The organism is Ligilactobacillus sp. (assembly GCF_036846325.1).
Classification (GTDB): Bacteria; Bacillota; Bacilli; order Lactobacillales; family Lactobacillaceae; genus Ligilactobacillus.
This window is the reverse complement of the sequence record NZ_DAIUCE010000001.1, coordinates 40,734-59,095: the sequence shown is the minus strand read 5'-3', so window position 1 is coordinate 59,095 and position 18,362 is coordinate 40,734. Positions and strand designations below refer to the sequence as shown.

Sequence of the window (18,362 nt, the reverse complement as noted above, 5' to 3'; positions counted from 1 at the left end):
TTCGGTTTTTTTGGATATGCATGACAATCTCCTGCCATGATGGAAATAGATAAAGAGAGTCTGTCCGTAAACTTGACTGAGATCTTGCCCGGATTAGCTGAGCAGCACTGCATTTAATTCAAGAGGGGGTAACGGAACTTCTTTTCAGCATTTAGAGGCGCAAAAAAAGACGAGAAAGCAAATTACTCGTCTCAAAAAGTTAATAAGTTGCCTTGATTTCCAAAGCTTCCTGTTTTGAAAAATCATCATTCGGATATTTGCGTTTTAACGCAGCAAGCAGCAGACGCTTGGCCAAAAGACCGTTTCTTGCAAGAATCGGTCCGTGGAAGTATGAGCAGCAGACGTTTTTGTATACGGCTCCTTCGGTTTTGTCTTTTCCGTTGTTGCCGTTTCCAGAAATGACGATTCCGAGCGGCTTTTCATCTTCTCCGAGAAAAGTCAGTCCGTTGTGGTTTTCGAAACCATGGTATGTTTCGCCGGTTTCTTCATTTTCAATCGTAATGTCGCCGATGAAACGATGGTTGACCTGACTTTCAGTATGATGGCTCAAGGCATGAATGCCCTCGATTCTTTCGCCGTGGGCACCGATATAGTATTGACCAAGAAGCTGATAGCCACCGCAGATGGCAAGCATCGGTCCGTCGTCTTCAATGAACGCCGTCAAGGATTCCTTCATGCGTTGAATGTCCTTTGAAACGATTGTCTGTTCAAAATCCTGACCTCCGCCGAAAAAGGCGAGATCAAACTTTCCTTCATCGAAGTCCTGTTCAATCGAGACGATTTCGCTGGTAAACTCGATGCCCATTTGTCTTGCATAATACTCGAGCACCAAAACGTTGCCGATATCTCCATAAGTGTTCAAAAGATCGCCGTATAAGTGTGCCAGATGAAGCGAGTAGCTCATCAGTCCATCCCTCCCTTGATATATCCTTGTTCACTCAAAAGCTTGCGCAACTGCAAGACGGCAGTATATGTCGCCAAAACGTAGACATGCTTAGTCGGCATTTGCCTGATAAACGAGACAACGTCTTCGAGCTTTTCGCGTTGACTGAAGTTTTCCTCAGGAACACCGGCAACTCGTAAACGGAAAGTGATGTCTTTATAGCGCTCTCCGCCTGTCAGAACGGAAGGAATTCTGTCAAATGGAAGTTCCTCGAAGTTTCCGTCCCAGATCCAGCTTGTATCGATTCCGTCAGCATAATTGGCATTAAGCAGGACTGCCAGTGAAAAGGGTTCCCTGTCGGTTGAAATCATTTCAAGAACCTGGTCGAGTCCGACTGGGTTCTTGACCAGAATCAAAGTCGTCTGTTTGTCGTCGATGTTGATGACTTCCTGTCTGCCAAAGACTTTTTCATCGTTGTCGCTCAGGGCTTGTGCGGCTTCCTCTTTTGAAAGTCCAAGGATTCGTCCGACCGAATATGCTGCCAGGGCATTGTAGATATTATAGGTTCCGCCGATGTGCAGCTCGACTTTTGCGCCGTCAATTTCAAAGGCAGATGACTGTGGCGTTTGGGAACTGATTTGATTTAGCGAATAAGTCAGTTCAGGTCGTTTGAAACCGCACTCAGGGCAAAAATATTTGCCAAGGTTGCTGTAGGTTCTGTATTTAAAATGCAGAATACGATGACATCTCGGACAAAGCAGGCCATCAGTATTTGCAGGAGCTTTTTGATCTTTTTCCTCTTTGTCGGCAAAACCGTAGTAAATAACCTTGTTTTTCAGTTCCCTGCTGTTGAATATAGGAGCATCTCCGTTGGCGATTACAAGCGCATCGGGATGCATGCGGATTCCCTTGAGAATTTTATCATAAGTTGTGTAGATTTCGCCGTAACGATCCATCTGATCGCGGAAAAGATTGGTCAAAACGAAAATTGAAGGACTTACGTAGCGGCAGATAATCGGAACGTTGGCTTCGTCCGTTTCGAGGACGGCCAGCTTTTTGCCGGATTTTTCTGAAACTTTATCCGATAAAAATGCAGTGACGATACCTTGCTTCATGTTTGAACCGCTCTTATTGGTCAGAACGTGACCAAATCTTGACTCAAGAACCTTGACGGTCAGGGCCGTGGTCAGGGTTTTGCCGTTCGTACCCGTGATGACGATGATTTCGTAATCTTTGGCAAGGGTTTGAAGTACGTTCGGATCAAGTTTGAGGGTCAGTTTGCCGGGAAGAGATGTTCCTCCGTGCATAAAGTTATGCAAAAACCAGCGGGAAGACTTTCCGGCTAGAATTGCAAGTGAACTTCTGAAAGACATTTTATTTCCTCCAATTCTAGATACATCAAGAACATTTTACCATGAATTTTGTATAAGGCACGTATTTTGTTTGGACAAAAAATTTTTAGTGATGAAATTTTCTCTCGAATAATATATACTTGAAAGGAACGAATTTTTTCAGATGGGGGCTTATCAAGTGGCACAGCTTTTTTTTCGTTACGGCGCAATGAACAGCGGCAAAACGATAGAAATCCTTAAAGTTGCTCATAATTACGAGGAACAAAACAAGAGCGTCATCATCATGACAAGCGGAATCGATGACCGCGATTCTGTCGGTTACGTTTCGAGCCGGATCGGAATGAAACGCAAGGCCGTTCCGGTGTTTGACGAAGACGATCTGTATGAAAAGGTCGTTTCGATCAATCCTGATGCATCGTGCGTGCTGGTGGACGAAGCCCAGTTTCTGTCGAAACACCATGTATTGGAGTTGACGAAGGTCGTTGATGAGCTGAAGGTTCCCGTAATGACTTTTGGATTGAAAAACGATTTCAGAAACGAATTGTTTGAGGGATCAAAATATTTATTGCTCTATGCAGACAAAATAGAAGAAATGAAAACGATTTGCTGGTTTTGCTGCAAGAAGGCAATAATGAACCTGCGTGTTAATGACGGCAAGCCCGTTTATGACGGAGAACAGATTTTAATCGGCGGAAACGAATCGTATTACCCGGTTTGTCGCAGGCATTATTTCTTTCCGCCGATGGAAAACGCACATATTGTTGAAAAGGAGAATGAAAATGGATAAACTATTCGACAGGCTTCAAATGCTGGCCGATCGTTATGAAGAATTGGGCGAACTTTTATCGGATCCGGACGTGATTGCAGATTCCAAGCGTTTCATGGAACTGTCCAAGGAAATGGCCGATTTGCGTGAAACGGTCGAGAAATATGAAAAATACAAGCAGATTGTGCAGCAGATAAAAGATGATGAAGAAATGCTTTCTTCAGGACTTGACGACGAAATGTCCGCAATGGTCAAAGAAGAACTTTCAGACTCAAAAAATGAAAAGCAGGAACTTGAACAGGAAATCAAAATTCTGCTCCTGCCAAAAGACCCTAACGACGGCAAGGATCTTATCATGGAAATTCGCGGTGCTGCCGGCGGTGATGAAGCAAGTCTGTTTGCCGCAGATTTATTTTCGATGTACAGCAAATATGCCGAACGTCAGGGATGGTCCATTGAAGTTATTGACAAAAATACGACCGAAGTTGGAGGATTCAAGGAAATCGCACTTACCATCAACGGCAGGAACGTCTGGTCAAAGCTCAAATATGAAAGCGGAGCGCACCGCGTTCAGAGAGTTCCCGTGACGGAATCGGCCGGACGCGTTCATACCTCTACTGCAACGGTCGTCGTGATGCCGGAAGAAGAAGATGTTGAAATCGATCTTGATCCAAAGGACATCAGAGTCGATGTCTATCGTTCATCAGGTGCCGGCGGACAGCACATCAACAAGACAAGTTCCGCTGTTCGAATGACTCACCTTCCGACGGGAATCGTCGTTGCGATGCAGGATCAGCGTTCGCAGCAGCAAAACCGTGAGAAGGCCATGAAAATTTTGAAAGCGCGCGTTTACGATTACTACAAATCGCAGGAACAAAGCGAATATGACGAAAACCGCAAGTCTGCAGTTGGAACCGGTGATCGTTCCGAGAGAATCAGGACCTACAATTATCCGCAAAATCGCGTGACGGATCATCGCATCGGCTTGTCACTCAATAAGCTCGACAGAATCATGAACGGCGAGTTGGATGACGTTATCGATGCGCTCGTGCTCTATGATCAGACCAAGGCTTTGGAAGAATTGCAAAATGGCTGATAAGATGACTGTTTTTGAAGCCCAGAAATGGGCTTTTTCTTTTGCTGACGATCATGGAATGGAACACAGCACGATCGACATGTTGATTTGCGGTCAGATGGACTGGGACGTCACGCATTTGCTGATGCACTATCGTGATGAATTCTCAAGGGAAGACTTTGCTGTTTTCAGGAAAAACGTTGAAAAATGCTCCCAAGGCATCCCGCCGCAATACGTGCTTTCAAAATCCGTCTTCTTTAAAAGGGCTTTTTTTGTCAATGAAAGCACGCTTATTCCGCGGGTTGAGACCGAAGATCTGGTGGAATGGATCTTGCAGGACAACCCCGGAACGGATGCTGAATTTTTAGACATCGGAACCGGAAGTGGAGCAATCGGTTTGACGCTTAAGGCCGAAAAGCCTTCTTGGAAGGGAATGCTGAGCGATGTTTCGCCGGAGGCTTTGGAAGTTGCAAGAAAAAATGCCAGCCGACTGAAGCTCAAGGCTGAATTCAAATTGAGCGATGTCTTTGATGCGATTGACGGCAAATTTGACATCATCGTGTCAAATCCGCCATACATTGCTCAGTCAGAAAAGAAGTACATGGATAAAAGCGTGCTCGAACATGAACCCGCGCTGGCTTTGTTTGCTGAAAACAACGGTCTTGCAATTTATCAGAAGATTTGTCGACAGCTGAAGGATCACCTTGAAAATGATGGCAGCTTGTACCTTGAGATTGGATTTTTACAGGGCAAAGCCGTGGTTGAAATGTTTGAAAGGACCTATCCGAAAGCAGAAGTTACGCTTAAAAAAGACGAAAGCGGACATGATCGGATGGTCAGGGTTCGTTTTTGATCTTGGAAAGGGAAAAAGATGCTGATTACTAAAATTTATACAACCGACGAAATCGAGAAAGCGGCAAATGAACTGCGCCTTGGCGAATTAATCGCGTTTCCGACCGAAACCGTGTACGGGCTCGGTGCAGATGCGACAAACGAGCAGGCGGTCAAGAGAGTGTATCTGGCAAAGGGAAGACCTTCCGATAATCCTCTGATTGTAACCGTTTCTTCACGAAAAATGGTCGAGAAGTATGTCGAAAGCCTGCCGGAAAAAGCGGTTAAGCTGATGGACGCTTTCTGGCCCGGACCGTTGACGATGATTTTGAAAATTAAAGAAGGGGCGTTGTCGAAATCAGTCACTGGCGGACTGGAAACGGCTGCTTTTCGCATGCCTCAAAACAAGGCAACGCTTAAGCTGATTGAGTCTGCCGGCGTTCCCATCGTCGGTCCTTCAGCCAATTCTTCTGGAAAGCCGAGTCCGACGACCGCACAGCATGTTTATCATGATCTGGAAGGGCGGATTGCCGGGATTCTGGATGACGGACCGACGCAGGTTGGAGTCGAATCCACAATCATCGATCTGAGTTCGGAACATCCGGTTGTCCTGAGACCTGGCGCAGTGACCGTCGAGCAGCTTGAAGAAGTGCTCGGGGAAAGCGTTTTGTCGGACAAGCACAAGGTTGGCCTGAAGGAAGTTCCGAAAGCACCCGGAATGAAGTATAAGCACTATGCGCCGGATGCCCAGGTTCTGATTGTCAGGGCCGGCGATTGGGACAAGGCTCTCTTGTGGCGCAAAAAAAAGCAGGAAAGAGTCGGCGTAATGGCATTCAACGAAGTCTTGAAAAAAGCAGAGCTTCCGAAGAAACTGTCATACAGCCTGGGGGACTCGGTTTCTGATGCCAGCCGGCGCCTGTTTGCCGGGTTGCGTTATTTTGACTCCGAAGAAAAAGTCGATTTCATCTTGTGTGCAGGAGTGGAAGAAACAGGACTTGGCGAAGCATATATGAATCGACTGAAAAAGTCTGCCGGAAACGTTTTTTTTGACGAAAATTAATCTGGGGGAGTGCCCGACGATCCGGGGACTCTCTTTTGGTGTAATTTTATAGAAAAATGGCGTTGTTTCGGCTAAAATTATTATGTAAGGAAAAGCCGGACCCGAAAGGTCAATAATAAGGAAACGGCAGATATCCACAGAAAGAGTAGAATGCGGGGTGGATATCATTGCTGGTTATAATCATGCAAAAACGGATTTCGATCAACGCGGTCGGAATGTCGGATGCGGTAAACAATTAAGGAAAGGAAAAGTCGTATTTTCTTTCTCAAGCATGGCCGAATAACCACACGGGGCCATGGTTGTCCGTATTTTATACGACAGGTGGATATCATGGGAAAATTCGAGGTCTTGGACCATCCATTGATTCAACACAAATTAACGATCATTCGGGAAAAGGATTGCGGAACGCGCGAATTCCGACAAGTTGTCGATGAAATTGCAACGCTGATGGCATATGAAGTTTCGAGAGACATGCCACTTGAAGACGTTGAAATCGAAACACCGATGGGCAAGACGGTCAAGAAGCGTCTTGCCGGAAAGAAAGTCGTCGTTGTTCCAATTCTTCGCGCGGGACTTGGAATGGTCGAAGGAATATTGAATTTGATTCCGGCGGCAAAAGTCGGACATATCGGGATGTACCGTGATGAGGAAACTCTTCAGCCGCACGAATATTTCGTAAAAATGCCCGGTGATCTTGGTGATCGAGACATGTTCATCGTCGATCCGATGCTTGCAACGGGCGGATCTGCAATCATGGCCGTTGATGCTTTGAAGAAACGCGGTGCCAAGTCTATCAAGTTCGTTTGTCTGGTAGCGGCTCCTGAAGGCGTCAAGGCTTTGCGAGAGGCACATCCGGACATTGATATTTTTGCTGCTTCCCTGGATGATCATTTGAATGAAGACGGCTATATCGTTCCGGGATTGGGAGATGCAGGCGACCGTTTATTTGGAACAAAATAAATAAAATGTCAGAAAATTCTGAAAATAAGAAATATATTTGAAATCACCCTGAAAGCGTTATAAGTCCTTGAAAATGCACATTTTCATCAGTCTTTATACGTATTTCTTCACAACTTTTCGCGAAAATGCCATGAAAAACCTATTTTTTCTGCTTTGTATTTTCACGTAAATGGTGGTATTATTTCAGTTGTATTCAAAGATATTTTTTTGTCTTTGTCTTGCTTTATCCTTATGGTTCGACCAAGATGTTTAACCGTATTGATCACATTTGAAAAGAGGTGAGACTTTGTGAGTGAAGAAGCTCAAGTATTGAAGCTTTTTGGTATTCCTTTCAATGTCGGCAACTGTCTGTCAGGTTTCGTTGCAGCACTTATCGTATTTTTCTTGGTCTTCTGGCTGTCTCGAAAGGTGGAGATGAAACCAAACGGAAAACAGAACGTTCTTGAATGGGCAATTGATTTCACCAACGGAATTGTCAAAAGCGCAATTCCTGATGAAGAGGGCAAGAAGTACGGCGTTTTGGCGTTTACGCTTTTCATGTTCATTTTCGTCTCCAACCAGCTTGGCTTGATTTTCCAGGTCAACGTTGGTGGCGTCACCTACATCAAGAGTCCTACTGCTTCTACGGCGACAACTTTGACACTTGCCTTCGCTGTATTGCTGCTGTCCCACTTGATGGGTGTCATGAAATTCGGGTTTAAGGGTTATGTAAAGAATTCTTATTTCAGCCCGATGCCCGCATTGTTCCCGATTAACATCATCGAACAATTCACGAATTTCCTGACATTGGCTTTGCGTCTTTACGGGAATATCTATTCTGGTGAAGTTTTGCTGACTGTAATCTATCAACAGTTGGGAAAAGCGGCTGCACCATGGACATTGATTCCGGCCTTTCCGCTTGAAATGGTTTGGCAAGGTTTCTCAGTATTTATTGGTTCGATCCAGGCCTACGTCTTTGTAACGTTGACAATGGTTTATATGTCTCAAAAGGTCGAAAAAGAATAACACATAGGAAAATCGAGGAGGATTTTATATTATGGCAACAGGTTTAGCTTTATTTGGTGCGGGTCTTGCCGCAGGTTTCGCTGCTATCGGTACAGGTATTGGTAACGGTCTTGTAATTTCAAAGACTCTTGAATCAATGGCACGTCAGCCGGAACTTTCTGGTCAATTGCGTACGACGATGTTCATCGGCGTTGGTTTGATCGAAGCCGTTCCTATTATCGCCGTTGTTATTTCATTCATGTTGTTGAACAAGTAATCCTATTCTATCAATATGTTTTTAGATATTGTCAGATTAGGAGGTGTCAATAGATGAATGCAACATTTTTAATCGGTGCCGCTGAAGGTGTTCAATGGGGCGACTTTCTCTTCTATTTGCTGACATTTGTAGTCTTGATTGCAGCCGTTAAGCATTTTGCTTGGGGACCAGTAACTGAGATGATGGAAAAGCGTGCAGATAAAATCGCAAATGATATTGATTCTGCGGAAGATGCGCGCAAAAAAGCCGAGGAGTTGGCCGCACAACGTGAAGAAGCCTTGAAGGATTCTCACGTCGAAGCTTCAAAGATCATCGATCGTGCGAAGCAAAACGGCGAACAGCAAAAAGCAAGCATCGTTGGTTCTGCTCAGTCAGAAGTGAAGACGATGAAGGACAATGCCAAAAAGGACATTGAACAGCAACGTCAGGAAGCTATGTCCGGCATTAAGAACGACGTAGCTGAATTATCTATTGAAATTGCTTCTAAGATCATTCAAAAGGAATTGAATGCTGAGGATCAGAAAGCCTTGGTAGACTCATACATCGAAGGGTTGGGGAAGCAAAATGGCATTAGATAGACAGACAGTAGCCAAGCGCTATGGTAAAGCCTTGTTTGAAGTCGTTCAGGAAAAGGGCGTTCGTTCGGATGTTCTTTTGGAATTGGCGGAAATCAAGAAAATTATCAACGCAGAACCAAAATTTATCACGTTCATGACGAGCCCTTCAATTAAACAGGAAGACAAACTTGCCATGATCAAGCATATTACAGATGGAGCTTCAGAGGTTACAACGAATCTTTTGGACATGTTGTTTGACTATGGACGAATTGCAAACCTTGAAGACATCATCGATGAATTTAACAGATTGAACGACGAATTCGAAAAAACAGTACGCGTAAAAGTGACGACTGCGATCGAATTGGATGAAGATCAAAGAGAAAAACTTGCATCTTCGTTTGCTAATGTTGTTGGTGCCGAAAAGGTCCTGATTGATTCAGTGATTGATCCTGATATCATCGGCGGCGTGGTGATGCAGTCTGCAAGCTGCGTTTATGATGGTTCGATCAAGTCAAGGATTGAAAGCATCAAGCGTCTGTTATTAAAGTGATTTTTAAAGAGGTGAGACTTTTATGAGCATTAAGGCTGAGGAAATCAGTGCTCTTATCAAGCAACAATTAGCAAATTACAAAGATGAGCTTACCGTTGATGAAGTTGGTACCGTGACATACGTCGGTGACGGTGTTGCACGTGCAAACGGGCTTGATAATGCCTTATCCGGTGAACTGCTTCAATTTGAAGACGGTACATACGGAATGGCTCAAAACTTGGAAGCCAACGATGTAGGTATCGTTGTTCTCGGTAGTTTCAAGGGGATTCGCGAAGGCGATACCGTTAAGCGTACCGGCCGCATCATGGAAGTCCCTGTAGGTGATGCTCTTATCGGGCGCGTTGTTAACCCATTGGGACAACCTATCGACGGTTTAGGAGAAATCAAGACAGATAAGACACGTCCAGTCGAGCATAAAGCTCCCGGCGTTATGGACCGTCAATCTGTTACGGAACCTTTGCAAACAGGTATCAAGGCGATTGATGCCTTGGTTCCAATCGGTCGCGGTCAACGTGAATTGGTTATCGGTGACCGTAAGACAGGTAAGACTTCAATTGCCATTGATACGATCATCAACCAAAAAGGTCAGGACATGATTTGTATCTACGTTGCAATTGGCCAGAAGGAATCAACTGTGCGCACGCAAGTCGAAACTTTGCGCAAGTACGGCGCAATGGATTATACTATCGTTGTTTCAGCTGGTCCTTCTTCACCGGCTCCGCTGTTGTGGCTTGCTCCATATGCCGGTGCGGCAATGGGCGAGGAATTCATGTTCAACGGCAAGCACGTTTTGATTGTTTATGATGATTTGTCCAAGCAGGCTGATGCCTATCGTGAACTTTCACTTATTTTGAGACGTCCGCCTGGTCGTGAAGCTTACCCTGGCGATGTCTTCTACTTGCATTCACGCTTGCTTGAACGTGCAGCCAAGTTGAGCGATGAACTCGGCGGAGGTTCAATGACGGCCCTTCCGTTTATTGAAACAAAAGCCGGTGACGTTTCGGCATATATTCCGACAAACGTTATTTCGATTACTGACGGACAAATTTTCCTGGACAGCGATAATTTCTATTCAGGCGTTCGTCCTGCGATTGATGCCGGGACTTCTGTTTCCCGTGTTGGCGGGGATGCACAGATCAAGGCGATGAAGAAGGTTGCCGGTACGCTTCGTCTGGACCTTTCATCATATCGTGAACTTGAATCATTTGCGCAATTTGGTTCAGACCTTGATGAAGCTACACAGGCTAAGTTGAATCGTGGCCGCCGGACTGTTGAAGTATTGAAACAGCCGTTGCACAAGCCGCTTCCTGTTGAAAAGCAGGTTGTCATCCTGTATGCATTGACGCACGGATATCTCGATTCCGTTGCCGTTGATGATATTTTGGATTACCAGGATTCATTGTTTGATTTCTTCGACAACAATTACAAGAATCTTTTGGATGAAATCAAGACAACTGGCAAGTTGCCGGATACGGAAAAGCTTGATGCTGCTATCTCTGAATTTGCAGAAACTTTCCAACCAAGCGCAGAATAAGAAAGGATGGTGAGAACTGATGCCTGCTTCTATGCAAGAAGTTAAACGTCGAATCGTTTCGACCAAGAAGACGGGACAAATCACGGGTGCGATGCAGATGGTTTCAACGGCAAAGCTTAATCAGATTCAAAAGCATGCCGCCAGCTATCAGATTTACTCATCCAAGATTCGCAGTGTCATCACCCACTTGGCAAAATCTCACCTGCTGGATTCTTCCGCAGTCAGCGGAGAGGTTGGGAAGAGCCAGGATGGCAAAGTCAATACGTTAAGCATGCTTAAGCAAAGACCGGTCAAAAAGACCGGGATTGTCGTAGTCACGTCTGATCGCGGTTTGGTAGGCAGCTATAACAGCAATGTCATCAAATCGACGATGGATTTGATTAAAAACGGCAACCATAACACAGAAGATACTGTGATTATCGCTATTGGCGGCACAGGTGCTGATTTCTTCAGCAAGCGTGGATACAACATTGTTTATGAATATCGTGGCGTCAGCGATGTACCGACGTTTAAGGAAATTCGTCCAATCGTTGAGACAATCGTTTCGATGTATGACAATGGAGCTTATGACCAACTGGTTGTTTGCTACAGCCACTTTGTGAACACTTTGACTTCTGTTTTCCGTGCTGAACAGATGCTCCCGATTTCTGCAGAAAACATGGGAACTGATGATTTAACGGAACAAGATGAAAATGATTATCAGATTGAATATGAAACCGAACCGTCTCAGGATGCGATTTTGGAGGTTATCTTGCCTCAATATGCGGAGAGTTTGGTTTATGGCGCGATTCTTGACGCCAAAACTTCTGAACATGCATGTAGTTCGACTGCAATGAAATCTGCAACTGATAATGCCAAAGACATTATTTCATCACTTGAATTGCAGTTCAATCGAGCTCGTCAAAGTGCAATTACGACTGAAATTACGGAAATCACAGGTGCACAGGCTGCCTTAGATTAGAATAGTAGGAGGAATTAACAAATGAGTTACGGTAAAGTAGTTCAAGTTATCGGCCCTGTTGTCGATGTCCAATTCCCTCTGAGCGAGTCTTTACCTGATATCAACAACGCTTTGAAAGTTAAACTCGAAGATGGTACTGATTTAATCATCGAAGTTACGCTTGAACTTGGCGATGGGGTCATGCGCACAATCGCAATGGATTCCACGGATGGTTTGAAGCGTGGCGCAGAAGTTGTTGATACTGGTCGCTCTATCAGTGTTCCCGTTGGTACGGATACTTTGGGACGTGTCTTCAACGTCTTGGGGGAACCAATCGACAATGGGCCGGAATTTGAAGAAGATCATCGTCGTGATCCTATTCACCGCGATGCACCTTCATATGAAGAATTGAGTACAGGTACTGAAATTCTTGAAACGGGTATAAAGGTTATCGATCTTCTGGCACCTTACATCAAGGGCGGCAAGATCGGCTTGTTCGGTGGTGCCGGTGTTGGTAAGACGGTTCTTATTCAGGAACTGATTCACAACATTGCGCAGGAACATAATGGTATTTCCGTTTTCACCGGTGTTGGCGAACGTACGCGTGAAGGTAATGACCTGTATTATGAAATGAAGGAATCCGGTGTTCTGGAAAAGACGGCCATGGTCTTCGGTCAGATGAACGAGCCGCCTGGAGCACGTATGCGCGTTGCCTTGACCGGTTTGACGATTGCGGAATATTTCCGTGACGTTGAAGGACAGGACGTGTTGCTCTTCATTGACAACATTTTCCGTTTCACGCAAGCCGGTTCCGAAGTTTCCGCCTTGCTTGGCCGCATTCCGTCAGCCGTTGGTTACCAACCGACGCTTGCTACTGAAATGGGTCAGCTGCAGGAACGAATTACTTCGACAAAGAAGGGGTCCGTAACATCCATTCAAGCTGTATATGTTCCAGCTGATGACTATACTGACCCTGCTCCTGCAACAACGTTTGCTCACCTGGACGCTACGACCAACTTGGAACGTGCTTTGACGCAGCAAGGTATTTATCCGGCCGTTGATCCGCTGGCATCAACTTCAAGTGCTCTTTCACCGGAAATCGTCGGTGAGGAACATTATCAGGTTGCCACGGAAGTTCAGCACGTGCTTCAACGTTATCGTGAATTGCAGGACATCATCTCCATTCTGGGTATGGATGAATTGTCTGATGAAGAAAAAGTCATCGTTGCTCGTGCACGTCGTATCCAGTTCTTCTTGTCACAAAACTTCCACGTTGCCGAACGCTTCACTGGTATTCCCGGATCATACGTACCTGTTGAAGAAACTGTCAAGGGCTTTAAGGAAATCCTTGAAGGCAAATATGACGATCTTCCTGAAGATGCGTTCCGTCAATGCGGTCCGATTGAAGACGTTGTAGAAAAAGCAAAGAAAATGACAAGCAAGTAAGGAGGTAGCGTCCAATGGATGATAAGTCCTTATTAACTGTGAATGTCGTTACTCCGGATGGCGTCGTGTATGACAATACGACAGATTTGGCAGTTTGCAAGACTACTCTTGGTGAAGTAGGTATCATGCCGAATCGAGTTCCGTTGCTCGCTTCGCTTGCAATTGATGAGGTGCGTGTCAAGACTGGAGAAGGCAGTTTTGATGAAATTGCCGTCAGCGGCGGTTTCATTGAATTTTCAAACAATGTCTTGTCCGTTGTCGCATCAGCTGCCGAGCGGAAGGAAAATATTGATGCATCGCGTGCAGAGCGTGCTCGTGCTCGTGCTGAGAAACGGATTGCAACGGCTAAGGAAACGCACAATGTTGATGATCTTCGTCGTGCTGAAGTTTCGTTACGCCGTGCGATGAACCGTTTGAATATTTCAAAGCACTAAGAGCTGAAGAAGTCAGGTTTGTAACCTGGCTTTTTTATTTTGTTCAAAAAATGCAGCGACTTGATTTAAATTGATTCAAATTATTTAAAATTCAGTTAGATTCAGTGACTATTAAAGAAAACTATGCTATGATTAGTTCGAATTGATTGAAAGGTTTAAATTAGATAAATGCAAGATATCGGAATAATGTCGCTTTTAACAATCATCAGTCATTTTGTCTTCATTGCCTTGAGTTTCAATGCGTTTCAGTCTCTACGACTGGATCGGTATTTTAATCAGGAAAGACAAAACAAGTTTAAAGTGGCGCTGGTTTTATTTTCAGTAGCGGTAGGATATGGAGTCAGCTCATTTTTCCTGAGCTTTTTGAACAGCCTGACAAATATGACCTACTTGATTAAATAATTTGTTCGTGGAGGGTTTTTAGTGGAAAAAATTATTGTACACGGCGGGCATCGACTTGAGGGAACGGTTGAGATAGAAGGCGCAAAAAATGCGGTTTTGCCGATTTTGGCTGCAAGCATCCTTGCAAGCGAAGGCAGAACTTTTTTGTCAAATGTTCCGATTCTGTCTGATGTCTATACAATGAGTAATGTAATCAGATTTTTAAACGTTCAGGTCGGTCTGGACGAAGCAACGAAGACCATGGTGCTTGATGCAACGGGAAATCTTTCATATGAAGCCCCGTTTAAGTATGTTTCCAAGATGAGAGCATCAATTGTCGTACTTGGACCGCTGCTGGCACGTCTGGGACATGCAAAAGTCGCAATGCCGGGCGGATGTGCAATCGGCTCAAGGCCGATTGATCTGCATCTTAAAGGCTTGGAAGCAATGGGAGTCGAGATTGAGCGTCATGACGGATATATTGAAGCAAGAACTGACAGCTTAAAGGGTGCTAATATTTATCTGGATTTTCCGAGCGTCGGAGCAACGCAGAACATTATGATGGCTGCAACGCTTGCCAGGGGAACGACCATAATCGAAAATGTTGCTCGCGAACCTGAAATTGTTGATTTGGCCAATGTCTTGAATAAGATGGGAGCCAAAGTTTATGGTGCGGGTACCGAAACCATTAAGGTTGTCGGCGTTGATCATCTTCACGGAACGGAGCATACGATTATTCAAGATCGGATTGAAGCCGGGACTTTTATGGTGGCAGCGGCCTTGACGAAGGGCAACGTTTTAATTAAAGATGCAATTGTCGAGCATAACAAGCCACTCATTTCAAAATTGGAGGAAATGGGCGTTGAAGTCATTGATGAAGAAAACGGAGTAAGAATTATCGGGCCCGAAAAATTAAAGCCGACAACGGTTAAGACGTTGCCGCATCCCGGCTTTCCAACGGATATGCAGCCGCAGATGTCAATTTTGCAATTAGCTGCCGATGGTACGAGTATTTTGACCGAAACCGTTTTCGAAAATCGGTTCATGCATCTTGAAGAGCTCAGACGAATGAATGCTGACTTCAAAATTGAAGGAAGTTCCGTAATTTTGTATGGTCCGACTGATTTTTGCGGAGCAGAAGTTGCTGCGACGGATCTTAGAGCAGCCGCAGCGCTTGTCTTGGCTGGGCTTGTTTCAAGAGGAATTACGCAAGTTACTCATTTGAAGTATCTTGATCGCGGTTACTACAGGTTCCATGAAAAGCTGGCATCGCTCGGTGCTGAAATTAAGCGTGCAAATGATGTTACTAACGGAAAGTTTTTTATGAATGAAACAGAGGAAGTATGAGTTTCAAGCGGGCTTTTTCGGCTCGCTTTTTAGCTTGAGAAATGATTTGCCTTGCTGATCAGGTTTTTTGAAATCACAGTTTTTTCTATGGCCAATTGTGATATAATATCACTGTATATTGACTTTTAAACAATGAAATAATATTTGAAATAAAAGGAGAACGGCTATGGCTAAAGATATCGGTATCGACTTGGGTACTGCAAACGTTTTGATCAATGTTAAGGGGAAGGGAATTGTTTTGAACGAACCTTCTGTTGTTGCGGTTGATACGCAAACCGGTAAAGTTCTGGCGGTCGGATCGGAAGCCTATAAAATGGTCGGACGTACACCAAGCAACATTCGGGCAATCAGACCGATGAAGGATGGAGTAATTGCCGATTTTGACATGACTGAGCAGATGCTTTCCTATTTTATCAAAAAACTTAACGTCAAGGGTTTCATGTCAAAGCCGAACATTTTGATTTGTGCTCCGACCAATACGACTGATATCGAGCGCAAGGCAATTCGTCAGGCGGCAGAAAAGTCAGGCGGCGGCAACGTGTATCTGGAAGAAGAACCAAAAGTTGCTGCAATCGGAGCCGGTCTTGATATTTTTGAGCCTTGCGGCAACATGGTTATCGATATTGGTGGCGGTACGAGCGACATTGCCGTTCTCTCCCTGGGCGACATTGTGGTTTCAAGTTCGCTCAGAAGTGCCGGTGATCGACTTAACCAGGATATTGCGGCATACGTTAAGAAAAAATACGGCTTGCTGATTGGCGAACACACTGCTGAAACGATTAAGATTGAAATCGGCAGCAGTGTTGTCGGAAACCGTCAAAAGGAAACTCAGGTCAGAGGTCGTGACGTTGTTACCGGTTTGCCGAAAACCATCACGCTGACGTCTGATGAAACTGCTGAAGCCATGAAGGATACGATTGATTCGATGATTGCATCTGCGCATGACGTTTTGAGCGAAACGCCTCCGGAACTTGCATCAGATATCATTGATCGCGGAATCGTCATCACAGGCGGCGGTGCATTGCTTGACGGAATAAGCCAGCGATTCTCAGAAGTTTTGACTGTTCCCGTAATGGTTGCGGAAACACCACTTGATGACGTGGCTGTCGGTTCAGGCAAACTCCTTGAGCATATTGAAGAGTTGTCAAAGGAAAAATAATGCTCAAAAGAATTTTGATTGCACCCATCTTGTTTTATAAAAAGTGTATCTCGCCGTTTCTACCTCCGAGTTGTCGGTATTATCCGACATGTTCGACTTATATGATTGAGGCCATCAAGAAGCATGGTGCTTTTTCGGGTCTGATAATGGGATGCGGTCGTATTTTAAGGTGTAATCCGTTTGTTCGCGGAGGATATGATCCGGTGCCGGATCATTTTACGCTCAGACGAAATCGAAATCCAAAAGACGAGAGCTCATACAAACAGCAGGAGTTGAAAAAATAATGTCAAAAAAAGATAAAAATATTCAGATTACCGAACGCGAAAAAATGGTTGACGGAAAGCTTGTTTCTGAGCTTGTCACGGCTCGTGGGGATGTCATCGGAACCGTATTGGAGGATGAGGATTGTTTTAGAGCAGTTCTTCCTGATGGCGAAGAATTCGTGTTGGCAACCAGAGAGGAAGCATACGGTTGGATTTTACGCGAATATCATCTTCATCGCGGATAATTTGAACGCTTATCTGATGACGCGCTTTGACGGATAAAACGAGGGAGTGGGACAATGCGTACGCAGTCCCACTCCCATTGTTTTAATACTTGTTTGGAGGTTTTTTAATATTATGGAGAGCAAAGAGTATTTAAAAAGATCTGATACGGATGATGATGCAAGGATTGACTGGGGCATCATCTTCTGTGTGCTCGTTTTGGCAGTTATCGGGATGACCGCGCTTTATGTGGCTCTCAGTCATGATAATATTGCTAATCCGACAAAAGTTTTATTTAGTCAGGCTATCTGGTATTTTATCGGCATCGGTGCCGTCTGGTTTATTATGCAGTTTGATGCCGAACAGTTGTGGAAGATAGCACCAGTTGCATATGGAATCGGAATAGTGCTGCTGATTTTGGTTTTGTTCATGTACAGCCGGACCTATTATGATCATAGCGGGGCCAAAAGCTGGTTTGCATTCGGGCCCTTGACGTTTCAGCCGTCTGAGGTCATGAAACCGGCGTATATTCTAATGCTTGGCAGAGTCGTTTCGACTCATAATTCGGAATATGCGACGCATACGCTTCAAAGCGATGCGATTTTGCTTGGGAAAATGCTTGCCTGGACGATTCCCGTAGCGGTTTTGCTGAAGCTTCAAAATGACTTCGGAACAATGCTTGTTTTCTTTGCAATTCTTGCCGGAGTCGTTTTGGTTTCCGGAATTTTATGGAGGATTATCGTGCCCTTGGCCATTGCAGCCACTGCTGTCGGCGGAACGGCAATTTTCCTGGTAATTTACAATCGGGATATTTTGACAAAAATTGGTTTTAAAGCCTATCAGTTCAGTCGAATCGACTCATGGCTCGACCCTTCGTCTGCTTCAGGTTCTGACAGTTATCAACTGTGGCAGAGCATGAAGGCAATCGGTTCCGGACAGCTTTTGGGCAAGGGATTCAACGTTTCGCACGTTTATGTTCCGGTTCGCGAATCCGACATGATTTTTTCGGTGATTGGCGAGAATTTCGGCTTTATCGGCTGCTGTTTGCTGATTTTCATCTATATGCTGCTGATATTCCAGATGATTCAGGTGACGTTTGACACCAAAAATGAGTTTTATGCGTATATTTCAACCGGCGTCATCATGATGATCCTGTTCCACGTATTTGAAAACATCGGGATGAACATCGGCCTGCTGCCATTGACCGGGATTCCTCTGCCGTTCGTCAGCCAGGGCGGTTCCGCTTTGGTCGGAAACATGATCGGGATCGGGATGATCATGTCGATGCGCTATCATAACAAGAGCTATATGTTCTCGAATGAAAAGGATTTTGAAAATATA

Annotated in this window: 21 protein-coding genes; 19 read left to right on the top strand and 2 right to left on the bottom strand. The window is 44.9% G+C overall.

Features of this window, described 5'->3' with window-relative positions; all coding sequences use genetic code 11:
• Positions 1-199 precede the first annotated feature (199 nt).
• Together V7Z60_RS00300 and V7Z60_RS00295 are read right to left on the bottom strand one after the other, a co-directional pair.
• On the bottom strand, positions 200-904 hold the full coding sequence (locus V7Z60_RS00300) for a type 1 glutamine amidotransferase (protein WP_334115443.1): 705 nt from the start codon (positions 902-904) through the stop codon (positions 200-202).
• A complete protein-coding gene (locus V7Z60_RS00295) occupies positions 904-2,256 on the bottom strand; it encodes a Mur ligase family protein (RefSeq protein ID WP_334115442.1) in 1,353 nt (450 codons plus the stop codon). Before V7Z60_RS00295 ends, V7Z60_RS00300 begins: the two co-directional genes overlap by 1 nt.
• 157 nt (positions 2,257-2,413) lie before the next feature.
• On the opposite strand from V7Z60_RS00295, the gene V7Z60_RS00290 reads away from it, so the two are divergent.
• The 19 genes from V7Z60_RS00290 to V7Z60_RS00200 all read left to right on the top strand — a co-directional run.
• Positions 2,414-3,022 (top strand): thymidine kinase, encoded by a 609-nt coding sequence (locus tag V7Z60_RS00290; protein WP_334115440.1) that lies wholly within the window; start codon positions 2,414-2,416, stop codon positions 3,020-3,022.
• On the top strand, positions 3,015-4,097 hold the full coding sequence (gene prfA / locus V7Z60_RS00285; RefSeq protein ID WP_334115439.1) for a peptide chain release factor 1: 1,083 nt from the start codon (positions 3,015-3,017) through the stop codon (positions 4,095-4,097). The genes V7Z60_RS00290 and prfA overlap by 8 nt, the downstream gene beginning before the upstream one ends.
• Positions 4,090-4,929, top strand: coding sequence for a peptide chain release factor N(5)-glutamine methyltransferase (gene prmC / locus V7Z60_RS00280; RefSeq protein ID WP_334115437.1), 840 nt, complete (start codon positions 4,090-4,092; stop codon positions 4,927-4,929). The genes prfA and prmC overlap by 8 nt, the downstream gene beginning before the upstream one ends.
• An 18-nt stretch (positions 4,930-4,947) precedes the next feature.
• Complete coding sequence (locus tag V7Z60_RS00275) at positions 4,948-5,967, top strand: L-threonylcarbamoyladenylate synthase (RefSeq protein ID WP_334115435.1); 1,020 nt, start codon at positions 4,948-4,950, stop codon at positions 5,965-5,967.
• Between the two features lie 330 nt (positions 5,968-6,297).
• Complete coding sequence (gene upp / locus V7Z60_RS00270) at positions 6,298-6,927, top strand: uracil phosphoribosyltransferase (RefSeq protein WP_334115434.1); 630 nt, start codon at positions 6,298-6,300, stop codon at positions 6,925-6,927.
• Positions 6,928-7,215: 288 nt separating this feature from the next.
• Positions 7,216-7,932 (top strand): F0F1 ATP synthase subunit A, encoded by a 717-nt coding sequence (gene atpB / locus V7Z60_RS00265; RefSeq protein WP_334115433.1) that lies wholly within the window; start codon positions 7,216-7,218, stop codon positions 7,930-7,932.
• A gap of 31 nt (positions 7,933-7,963) precedes the next feature.
• The gene (gene atpE / locus V7Z60_RS00260; RefSeq protein WP_003694505.1) at positions 7,964-8,188 is read left to right on the top strand and encodes a F0F1 ATP synthase subunit C; all 225 of its coding nucleotides are present in this window, start codon (positions 7,964-7,966) and stop codon (positions 8,186-8,188) included.
• 53 nt (positions 8,189-8,241) lie between these two features.
• Positions 8,242-8,766 carry a F0F1 ATP synthase subunit B gene (gene atpF / locus V7Z60_RS00255; protein ID WP_334115431.1) on the top strand — a complete coding sequence of 175 codons (525 nt, stop codon included), beginning with the start codon at positions 8,242-8,244 and terminating at the stop codon, positions 8,764-8,766.
• Complete coding sequence (gene atpH / locus V7Z60_RS00250; protein WP_334115430.1) at positions 8,753-9,295, top strand: ATP synthase F1 subunit delta; 543 nt, start codon at positions 8,753-8,755, stop codon at positions 9,293-9,295. Before atpF ends, atpH begins: the two co-directional genes overlap by 14 nt.
• A 22-nt stretch (positions 9,296-9,317) precedes the next feature.
• The gene (atpA, locus tag V7Z60_RS00245; protein ID WP_334115428.1) at positions 9,318-10,829 is read left to right on the top strand and encodes a F0F1 ATP synthase subunit alpha; all 1,512 of its coding nucleotides are present in this window, start codon (positions 9,318-9,320) and stop codon (positions 10,827-10,829) included.
• Positions 10,830-10,848: 19 nt separating this feature from the next.
• The gene (locus V7Z60_RS00240) at positions 10,849-11,790 is read left to right on the top strand and encodes a F0F1 ATP synthase subunit gamma (protein ID WP_334115426.1); all 942 of its coding nucleotides are present in this window, start codon (positions 10,849-10,851) and stop codon (positions 11,788-11,790) included.
• A gap of 21 nt (positions 11,791-11,811) precedes the next feature.
• Positions 11,812-13,215: a F0F1 ATP synthase subunit beta gene (gene atpD / locus V7Z60_RS00235; protein WP_334115424.1), complete on the top strand. Its 1,404-nt coding sequence runs from the start codon at positions 11,812-11,814 to the stop codon at positions 13,213-13,215.
• Between the two features lie 14 nt (positions 13,216-13,229).
• Positions 13,230-13,649: a F0F1 ATP synthase subunit epsilon gene (locus tag V7Z60_RS00230; protein WP_334115422.1), complete on the top strand. Its 420-nt coding sequence runs from the start codon at positions 13,230-13,232 to the stop codon at positions 13,647-13,649.
• Positions 13,650-13,817: 168 nt separating this feature from the next.
• Positions 13,818-14,051: a DUF1146 family protein gene (locus V7Z60_RS00225; RefSeq protein ID WP_334115420.1), complete on the top strand. Its 234-nt coding sequence runs from the start codon at positions 13,818-13,820 to the stop codon at positions 14,049-14,051.
• A 21-nt stretch (positions 14,052-14,072) separates the two neighbouring features.
• Complete coding sequence (murA, locus tag V7Z60_RS00220) at positions 14,073-15,377, top strand: UDP-N-acetylglucosamine 1-carboxyvinyltransferase (RefSeq protein ID WP_334115419.1); 1,305 nt, start codon at positions 14,073-14,075, stop codon at positions 15,375-15,377.
• Positions 15,378-15,543: 166 nt separating this feature from the next.
• The gene (locus V7Z60_RS00215) at positions 15,544-16,536 is read left to right on the top strand and encodes a rod shape-determining protein (RefSeq protein ID WP_334115417.1); all 993 of its coding nucleotides are present in this window, start codon (positions 15,544-15,546) and stop codon (positions 16,534-16,536) included.
• A complete protein-coding gene (gene yidD, locus V7Z60_RS00210) occupies positions 16,536-16,820 on the top strand; it encodes a membrane protein insertion efficiency factor YidD (protein ID WP_334115416.1) in 285 nt (94 codons plus the stop codon). Before V7Z60_RS00215 ends, yidD begins: the two co-directional genes overlap by 1 nt.
• A complete protein-coding gene (locus V7Z60_RS00205; protein WP_334115415.1) occupies positions 16,820-17,044 on the top strand; it encodes a DUF2969 domain-containing protein in 225 nt (74 codons plus the stop codon). Before yidD ends, V7Z60_RS00205 begins: the two co-directional genes overlap by 1 nt.
• Positions 17,045-17,156: 112 nt before the next feature.
• Positions 17,157-18,362 (top strand): FtsW/RodA/SpoVE family cell cycle protein (locus V7Z60_RS00200; RefSeq protein ID WP_334115413.1); only part of this gene is annotated, 1,206 nt, incomplete at its 3' end.

Bases quoted from the DNA above. Each gene is read 5' to 3' on its own strand.
- V7Z60_RS00300 (WP_334115443.1), bottom strand. From the start codon at position 904: ATGAGCTACTCGCTTCATCTGGCACACTTATACGGCGATCTTTTGAAC.
- V7Z60_RS00295 (WP_334115442.1), bottom strand. From the start codon at position 2,256: ATGTCTTTCAGAAGTTCACTTGCAATTCTAGCCGGAAAGTCTTCCCGC.
- prfA (WP_334115439.1), top strand. From the start codon at position 3,015: ATGGATAAACTATTCGACAGGCTTCAAATGCTGGCCGATCGTTATGAA.
- prmC (WP_334115437.1), top strand. From the start codon at position 4,090: ATGGCTGATAAGATGACTGTTTTTGAAGCCCAGAAATGGGCTTTTTCT.
- V7Z60_RS00275 (WP_334115435.1), top strand. From the start codon at position 4,948: ATGCTGATTACTAAAATTTATACAACCGACGAAATCGAGAAAGCGGCA.
- upp (WP_334115434.1), top strand. From the start codon at position 6,298: ATGGGAAAATTCGAGGTCTTGGACCATCCATTGATTCAACACAAATTA.
- atpE (WP_003694505.1), top strand. From the start codon at position 7,964: ATGGCAACAGGTTTAGCTTTATTTGGTGCGGGTCTTGCCGCAGGTTTC.
- atpF (WP_334115431.1), top strand. From the start codon at position 8,242: ATGAATGCAACATTTTTAATCGGTGCCGCTGAAGGTGTTCAATGGGGC.
- atpH (WP_334115430.1), top strand. From the start codon at position 8,753: ATGGCATTAGATAGACAGACAGTAGCCAAGCGCTATGGTAAAGCCTTG.
- atpA (WP_334115428.1), top strand. From the start codon at position 9,318: ATGAGCATTAAGGCTGAGGAAATCAGTGCTCTTATCAAGCAACAATTA.
- V7Z60_RS00240 (WP_334115426.1), top strand. From the start codon at position 10,849: ATGCCTGCTTCTATGCAAGAAGTTAAACGTCGAATCGTTTCGACCAAG.
- atpD (WP_334115424.1), top strand. From the start codon at position 11,812: ATGAGTTACGGTAAAGTAGTTCAAGTTATCGGCCCTGTTGTCGATGTC.
- V7Z60_RS00230 (WP_334115422.1), top strand. From the start codon at position 13,230: ATGGATGATAAGTCCTTATTAACTGTGAATGTCGTTACTCCGGATGGC.
- V7Z60_RS00225 (WP_334115420.1), top strand. From the start codon at position 13,818: ATGCAAGATATCGGAATAATGTCGCTTTTAACAATCATCAGTCATTTT.
- V7Z60_RS00215 (WP_334115417.1), top strand. From the start codon at position 15,544: ATGGCTAAAGATATCGGTATCGACTTGGGTACTGCAAACGTTTTGATC.
- yidD (WP_334115416.1), top strand. From the start codon at position 16,536: ATGCTCAAAAGAATTTTGATTGCACCCATCTTGTTTTATAAAAAGTGT.
- V7Z60_RS00205 (WP_334115415.1), top strand. From the start codon at position 16,820: ATGTCAAAAAAAGATAAAAATATTCAGATTACCGAACGCGAAAAAATG.